The following is a 7,584-nucleotide window of genomic DNA, read 5'->3' as shown; positions in this document are numbered from 1 at the left end:
GATCGGCTACCTGCCCGAGCACGTGCCGCTCTACAACGAGATGCCGGTGGCGGCGTACCTGGAGTTCGTCGCTGAGGTCAAAGGCGTTGGCCGGGCGGAGCGGAAACGGCGCGTCGCCGACGTGATGGAGCGCTGCCTGATCGCGGATGTCCAGCACCGCCTGGTCGGCCGGCTCTCCAAGGGATATCGCCAGCGCGTCGGGCTCGCCCAGGCCCTGGTCAACGATCCGGAGGTGCTGATCCTGGACGAGCCGACGATCGGGCTCGACCCCAGGCAGATCATCGAGATCCGGTCCCTGATCAAGTCGCTGGCGGGGCAGCACACGGTCATCCTCTCGACCCACATCCTGCCCGAGGTCTCGATGGTCTGTTCCCGGGTCATCATCATCAACCAGGGCCAGATCGTCGCCATGGACAGCCCGGAGAACCTGACCGCGCGCCTCTCCCAGTCGCAACGGATCCAGGTGCAGGTGGAGGGGCCGGCGGAGGTGGTCCTCGCCGAGCTGCAACGCCTCCCCGGCGTCCTGTCGGTGGACCAGAAGAGCCTGGTCAACGGCGTCGGGACGTTCCTGGTGGAGTCGGCGCGAGGGCGCGACGTTCGCGGTGACCTCTCGACCGCGGTCGTGCGCCGGGGGTGGGGGCTGCTCGAGCTGCGCGGGCTCGGGATGACGCTCGAGGACATCTTCATCAAGCTGGTGACCGAGGAGGAGGCCGCCGCGGCGCCCGAGGACGAGAGCGCATCATGAGGGTCTGGCCGGTCTTCAAGAAGGAGGTGCGTCTCTACTTCACGTCGCCGGTCGCCTACGTGGTCTTCACCATCTTCCTCGTGATCTCCGGCTACTTCTTCTCCTCCATCTTCGCCTTCTTCAGCCTGATGTCCATGCAGGCGACCATGAACCCGGCCTTCGCGCGCGACCTGAGCGTCACCGAGGGGATCATGCGCCCGCTCTTCTCCAACATCAGCGTGGTGATGCTCCTCCTGGTGCCGATCCTCACCATGCGCCTCTTCGCCGAGGAGAAGAAGAGCGGGACCATCGAGCTCTTGCTGACCTACCCGGTGCGGGATGGCGAGGTGCTGATCGGGAAGTACGTCGCGGCCTTCGTCCTCTACCTGGTCATGCTGGCCGCGACCGGGCTCTACCCGGCGATGCTGGTACGCTTCGCGCGCCTGGAGTGGGGGCCGCTCCTGACCGGCTACCTGGGGCTGGTGCTGATGGGCGGCGCCTTCCTGGCTGTGGGCGTCCTCGCCTCGTCGCTCACCGAGAACCAGATCGTGGCGGCCGTCGCCACCTTCGGGGCGCTCCTGATCTTCTGGGTGATCGGCTGGAGCGCCGACTTCGCGGGTCCGGGGTGGGGGAAGCTGCTCTCCCACCTCTCGATCCTCGAGCACTTCGACAGCTTCGCCAAAGGCGTGATCGACACCAAGGACATGATCTACTACCTGAACTTCACCATCCTGGCGCTCTTCCTGACGCTCAGGTCGCTTGAGTCGAAGCGCTGGAGGGGCTGATGGGACGGTCGGCGACGGCACGAGGGAGCGTCGCGTGAGCGCGTGGCTCAGGCAGCTCGGGAACTGGGCCGGACCGGCGGGCGTGGTCTTGCTGGTCGCGGCAGCCGCGCTCTCGGTCGCCCGGCCGGACTGGGAGAGGGTCCGGGCGGCCCTGGCCGTCGTCGGCGGGCTCGCGCTGCTCGTGGCGCTCTACGCCAGCTTCAAGGACGTCCGGGCCTTCTTCGCGCGACGCACGGCTCGCTACGGGCTGAACGTGCTGGCCATGGTCCTCCTCCTCTTCGGCATCGTCGCCCTGGTCGAGGCGATCTCCTACCGCCACAGCTACCGCCTGGACCTGACCGAGAACCGGCGCCACAGCCTCTCCCCGTACACCATCGAGGTGCTCCGGAAGTTAAAGGTGCCCGTGGAGGTCACCGGCTTCTTTCGCTCCGATCAGCCGGGCAAACGCATCGCCGAGGACCTGTTCAAGCAGTACGCGTCGTACTCCAAGGGAAAGCTCACCTGGCAGGTCGTGGACCCGGACCGGAACCCGGGGCTGGCCCGGCGGTACGGTATCGAGAGCTACGGGACCGTCGTGCTGGACACCAAGACCAAATCCGAGAAGGTGCTGGACGCCGAGGAGGAGAAGCTCACCAACAGCCTCGTCAAGGTCACGCGGGAGGGCAAACGCATCGTCTACGTGGTCCAAGGGCACGGAGAGGCCGAGCTCTCGAACACGGAGCGGCCGGGCTTCAGCGGAGCCAAGGCGGCCATGGAGCAGGCCAACTACGAGGTCAAGGAGCTGCTCCTGGTGCGGGAGGCCAAGGTCGCCGACGACGCGGCCCTCGTGCTCGTCGCGGGGCCGAAGAACGACCTGCTCCCGGCTGAACTCGAGGCCCTGGACGCCTACATCGCCCGCGGCGGGAAGGTCCTCTTCATGGCGAACCCGTTCCAGGCCGACGGGCTGAAGAAGTACCTGGAGAAGTACGGTATCGCGCTCGGCGACGACCTGGTCATCGACCGGATCTCGCGCGCCTTCGGCGGTGACTTCGTGGTGCCCGCGATCTTCCAGTACGAGCCCCACGCCATCACCAAAGAGTTCGGCAACGTGCTGACCTTCTTCCCCCTCACCCGCTCCGTGGATGTTCAGGCCAAGCCGCCAAAGGGCGTCAGTGCTCAGGTGCTGGCCAAGTCGGGGCCGGGGAGCTGGGGGGAGCGGACACGGGCGGAACTGGACAGCGGCGCGGTGAAGCAGGACCCTGACGACCGCCCCGGCCCGGTGCCTGTCGCCGCGGTCGCGACCGTGGAGGCGACGAAGCCGCCCGAGGGGAAAACGAACGTCAAAGCGCGGATCGTGGTCTTCGGGACCGCCAACCTGGCCGCCAACCAGTTCCTGAACATCCAGGGCAATAAGGACCTCTTCCTCAACACCGTGAGCTGGCTCGCCGAGGAGGAGGACCTGATCGCCATCCGCCCCAAGAATATCCGGCAGACCCCGATCGTCCCGACAGCCACCGAAGGCCGGCTCGTCTTCTGGATTCCCGTGGTCGTGCTCCCCCTCGTGGTGATGGCCTGCGGGATCTCCGTGCTGGTCCGCCGCCGGTACACCCACTAGCTGTCGGCGCCGATGCGCTGGAAGACGACCGCTGTCCTCGCCCTGCTCTTGGCCGCCTTCGCGGGCTTTTACTACGTCTACGAGATTCGCCTAGCCCCCGAGCGGGAGAAGGCCCAGCAGGCCAAGGGCCGCCTCTGGACGGTGGAGGCGAAGGACGTGGAGGAGGTGGTCTTCAAGCGCAAGGCGGACACGGTCCACCTCAAGCGGGAGGGCGACGGCTGGAGCCTGCTGAGCCCCGTCCAGGCGAGAGGTGACAAGGGGCCGGCGGACGACGTCGTCGCGAACCTGGTGACTGCCAAGGTGGACCGCGAGATCGACCCGAACCCCGGCAAGCTCGACGACTTTGGCCTGGACCCTCCAGCCGTGGAGGTCACGCTCAAGGTCAGGGGGAAGGCCGAGCCGCTCGCGCTCCTCCTCGGGGGCAAGAACCCGACCGGCGTCTGGGTGTACGCGAAGGAGAAGGCCAAGCCGGCCGTCTTCGTCCTCTCCGAGTTCACGCTCCGGGATGCCAGCAAGCCGGCCAGCGACTTCCGGGACAAGACCATCCTCGCCTTCAACCGCGCGGATGTGACCCAGCTCGAGATCAGCCACCGCGGTCAGCAGCTCGCGGCCGAGCGCGCCAGGGCGCCTTCCGAGTGGAAGGTCGTGAAGCCGCGCGCGCGCCGGGCCGACTGGGAGCGGCTCTCCGACTTCATCGACAAGCTCCAGTTCACGAAGATCAAGGAGTTCGTGGCGGACGCCCCGAGGTCGGTGGCTCCCTACGGGCTGGACCAGCCGACCCGGGTCACTCTCTGGACCGGAACCGAGAAGGGCCGCACCGCCAAGACGCTCCTGCTGGGCAAGCTGGACGCCGCGAAAAGGGGTGTCTATGCCATGCGCCAGGGCGAGGCCGGCGTGTTCCTCGTCGGCGAGGAGATCTGGAACGTGCTCCCGAAGAGCGAGGCTGACCTCCGGGACAAGACCGTCCTCGATTACGACCGGGACAAAATCGCGCGGATCGAGCTCGAGAGCCCGAAAGGGAGGGTGGTGCTCGCGAGGGAGAACGACAAGTGGCAGATCAAGGAGCCCGAGGCGCTCAAAGCCGACGAGGCTGAAGTCGGCGGACTCCTCGGGAAGCTCAAAGACCTCAAGGCCCAGACCTTCGTCGCCGAAGGCCCGGCAGCGGTGGGGCGCTACCTGACGAAGCCCGAGGTCAAGGTCTCGCTCTTGGAGTCGGGCGGTCAGACGCCGAAGACGGTGCTGCTGGGGCCTGCGCCGGAGAAGCGGGACGGGAAGACACTGGCCTATGCTGCCGTGGTCGGCCAGGGACCCGTGGTTCTGGTCGACTCCCAGGCCCTCAAGGACCTCGCCCGATCGGCCACCGACCTCCGCGACCGGTCTCTCCTCGGCCTGTTCGACCCCAAGGACGTCAGGCGCTTTCAGGTGAGAAGCGGCGGGCAGGTCATGCTGGTCCAGCGGAAGGGCGACGCCGACTGGCGCGTGGTCGAGCCCAAGAAGGGCAGGGCGCGCGAGGCGAGGGTCAACGATCTCCTGTTCACGCTCCGCAACCTGAAATGGAGCGAGCTGGTCTCCCCCAAGGGCGAGGATGCGGCGCGCTACGGCTTCGACGCGCCGAGCTTCGAGGTCACCCTCTGGAAGGCCGACGGGGGAGAAATCGGCACGCTGGTCGTTGGCAAGAAGGAGGCCGAGAAGACCTATCTCAAGACGAAGGCCTCCCCGGCCTTCTACGCCGTCGAGTCGCGGCAGCTCGGCGACTTTCCCAAGATCCCCGACGACTTCCTGTCGTAGCCCCTCCCGCCCGTTGCCCCGTGAGGCCCGGGACTGTAAGATGAAGACGATGGCCGGCCGGATCTACCTGAAGCAGATGGAGTTGGGTTCCATGCAGAACTTCGTCTACCTTGTGGGCGACCCGGTGGCGAAGCAGTGCGTGGTGGTCGACCCGGCCTGGGAGATCGACACGATCGTCGGCACGGCCCAGCAGGACGACATGACCATCATCGGCGCACTGATCACCCACACCCACCAGGATCACGTGGGCGGCCATCTCTTCGGGATGGACATCCCGGGTGTCGCCGACCTGCTCGAGCAGGTCAAGGCGAAGGTGTACGTCCACAAGGCGGAGCGGGAGTTCCTCAAGGGGTTCGGGTCCGATCTCGTCAAGGTCGATGCCAACGACACGCTCCAGGTGGGCGCGCTCACCCTGACCTTCGTGCACACGCCCGGGCACACCCCCGGGTCCCAGTGCTTTCTCATGGAGGACCGGCTGATCTCCGGCGACACGCTCTTCATCGGCTCGTGCGGCCGGACCGATCTCCCCGGGAGCGATCCGACCGAGATGTACTACTCGTTGACCCAGCGTCTGGCCAAGCTACCCGACGAGACGGTTCTGCTCCCCGGCCACAACTACGGCGGAACCTCCTCGACGCTCGGCACGGAAAAGCGGGGGAACCCGTTCATGCGGTTCACCTCCCTCGGCGATTTCCTGAGCGTCATGGGCGGCGGCCGGATCGTGCTCCCCTAATTAACGTCGGAGGGGGCCTGGACGGCCCCCTCCGAAGCCTCCCCCAGAGATTGCGCCGGCAAAGCCGGCGCTCGAAAAGCTCGGAGGGAGGTCCGCCCCCCTTCCGAGCCTCCCCCCAGGGGTTGCGCGGGCAGAGCCCGCGCTCGATGATCGGAGGGGGCCTGGACGGCCCCCTCCGAGGCCTCCCCCATGGCGGTTCGAGCGTGGCGGGTTCGGCCATTACTCGGAGGGGGGCTTCGCCCCCCGTCCGAACCTCCCCCCCTGGATTGCGCGGGCAAAGCCCGCGCTCGAACCCGGGAGGCAGGCCACCCGCCGCGCGCCCCTTACTGCGCGGTCACTCCCCCGTCCACGAACAGCACCTGGCCCGTGATGTAGGCGGGGCAGGTCGCGAAGAATACCACCGCGGCAGCCACGTCCGCCGGATCGCCCTCCCGTCCCATGGGGACCTCCCTGCGCAGCCGTCGCCGCAGAGCGGCGGGAGCGCCCTCGGGCAGCAGCACCGCGCCCGGAGCGACGCAGTTCACCTGCACGCGCGGCGCGAGCGCGACGGCCAGGCCCCGGGTGAGCATCAGGAGGCCAGCCTTGGAGACGCAGTACGGGATGTAGGAGGGCCATGGCCGGACACCCCCGACGTCGGCGATGTTGACGATCCGGCCGGTGCCGGCGCGTTGCATGACGCGCGCAGCGGCCTGGCTCACCAGGAACGGGCCTCTCAGGTTCACGGCGAGGAGGCGATCCCACTGCGCGGGGGTCGTCCGCCCGAACGGTGTCGGGAAGAAGATGGCGGCGTTGTTGACCAGCAGGTCGAGCCGGCCGAAGTGGCCGAGCGTCTGGCCGACCAGGCGGCGCGCCTCGGCGGCCACCGAGACGTCGGCGCGGAGGGCCCGGGCCTCGACGCCGAGGGCGCGGAGCTCCCGTACGGTGGCACGGGCCGCTGCCCCGGAGCGATGGTAGTTGATCGCGACGTCGCACCCCTCGCGTGCGAGGGCGAGCGCGATCACGCGGCCCAGGCGGACGGCGCCACCTGTAACCAGGGCGACCCGTCCTGCCAGCTTCGCGACGGCACCGGATGGGGCACCGCCAGCGGCCAATTTCTTGACACCTCGTGCCTGCTGTGGTTTCATCGGGTTCGCTATGCGAAGCGTGCGCAACTGGTTCAAGGTCCGCCTGCTCACCGGCTTCTTCGTCACCGTCCCTGCCATCGCTACCTCGTGGCTGCTCTACGTCTTCTGGGACAAGATCGACGACTTCTTTTCCCCCGGTTACGAACGGGTCTTCGGCCGCCGGATCCCTGGCCTCGGCTTCCTCACCGCAGTGGCGCTGATGTTCCTCATGGGGACGATCGCCACCAACGTGGTGGGCCGGCGGATCCTCTCGTGGGCGGAGGGCTTGCTCCTCCGGGTGCCTGTGTTCAGGAGCGTGTACCCTTCGGTCAAGCAGCTGCTCCAGTCCTTCTCTCCCGAGCGGCGGAACGCCTTCAAAGAGGTGGTCCTGGCCGAGCACCCGCGCAAGGGCGAGTACGTCTTTGGCTTCCTCACCGGGGAGGTGCTGGTGGAGGGGTCCGAGGGCAAGCGCCAGATGGTGACCGTGTTCATCCCGACGAACAACCTCTACCTCGGCGACGTGGTCCTCCTCCCGAAGGAAGAGGTGATCCCGACCGGGCTGCCGATCGAGGAGGGGATCCGGATCATCCTCTCAGCCGGCACCGCAACCCCGTCCCGCCTCCCCCGGTTCCATGGCTGACGACGTGGCGGGTCCCACCTGTCATGGCCTCAGACCTTAGGCAGCCGGGCAGTCGAAGTCAAGCCCGGACGGTGAACCCTAAAAACGCTCTAAGCGAATGGGTCTGAGCGGAAGTACGTGGGGACGCGGGGTTACGGAACAACGAGTGCGCGAGAAGGCTGCTGGAAAAAACGCTCTAACGATCGGAGGGGGCGTCGGCCGCCTGCACGGCGGCGTG

Annotated in this window: 7 protein-coding genes; 6 read left to right on the top strand and 1 reads right to left on the bottom strand. The window is 67.6% G+C overall.

What is annotated here, in order from left to right; translation table 11 throughout:
• The 5 genes from HY726_08785 to HY726_08765 form a co-directional block, all read left to right on the top strand.
• Nucleotides 1-745, top strand: a 745-nt coding sequence (locus HY726_08785) for an ATP-binding cassette domain-containing protein (protein MBI4609091.1), incomplete at its 5' end; no start/stop codon positions are given.
• Nucleotides 742-1,509: an ABC transporter permease subunit gene (locus HY726_08780; GenBank protein ID MBI4609090.1), complete on the top strand. Its 768-nt coding sequence runs from the start codon at nt 742-744 to the stop codon at nt 1,507-1,509. The genes HY726_08785 and HY726_08780, both read left to right, overlap by 4 nt.
• A gap of 34 nt (nt 1,510-1,543) precedes the next feature.
• Entirely contained in the window at nt 1,544-3,103 is a 1,560-nt protein-coding gene (locus HY726_08775; GenBank protein ID MBI4609089.1) for a GldG family protein, read from the top strand.
• Nucleotides 3,104-3,115: 12 nt separating this feature from the next.
• A complete protein-coding gene (locus HY726_08770) occupies nt 3,116-4,891 on the top strand; it encodes a DUF4340 domain-containing protein (GenBank protein MBI4609088.1) in 1,776 nt (591 codons plus the stop codon).
• A gap of 40 nt (nt 4,892-4,931) precedes the next feature.
• Nucleotides 4,932-5,624 (top strand): MBL fold metallo-hydrolase, encoded by a 693-nt coding sequence (locus HY726_08765; protein MBI4609087.1) that lies wholly within the window; start codon nt 4,932-4,934, stop codon nt 5,622-5,624.
• 323 nt (nt 5,625-5,947) lie between these two features.
• Here HY726_08765 and HY726_08760 read toward each other — a convergent pair whose 3' ends face one another.
• A complete protein-coding gene (locus HY726_08760) occupies nt 5,948-6,748 on the bottom strand; it encodes an SDR family oxidoreductase (protein ID MBI4609086.1) in 801 nt (266 codons plus the stop codon).
• Nucleotides 6,749-6,767: 19 nt separating this feature from the next.
• Between HY726_08760 and HY726_08755 the strand changes: the two genes are divergently transcribed.
• Complete coding sequence (locus tag HY726_08755; GenBank protein MBI4609085.1) at nt 6,768-7,367, top strand: DUF502 domain-containing protein; 600 nt, start codon at nt 6,768-6,770, stop codon at nt 7,365-7,367.
• The last annotated feature ends 217 nt before the right edge of the window (nt 7,368-7,584 follow it).

Source organism: Candidatus Rokuibacteriota bacterium, from assembly GCA_016209385.1.
Classification (GTDB): domain Bacteria; phylum Methylomirabilota; class Methylomirabilia; order Rokubacteriales; family CSP1-6; genus JACQWB01.
Note: the sequence above shows the minus strand (reverse complement) of the source record. Positions and strands in the feature narration are given on the sequence as shown.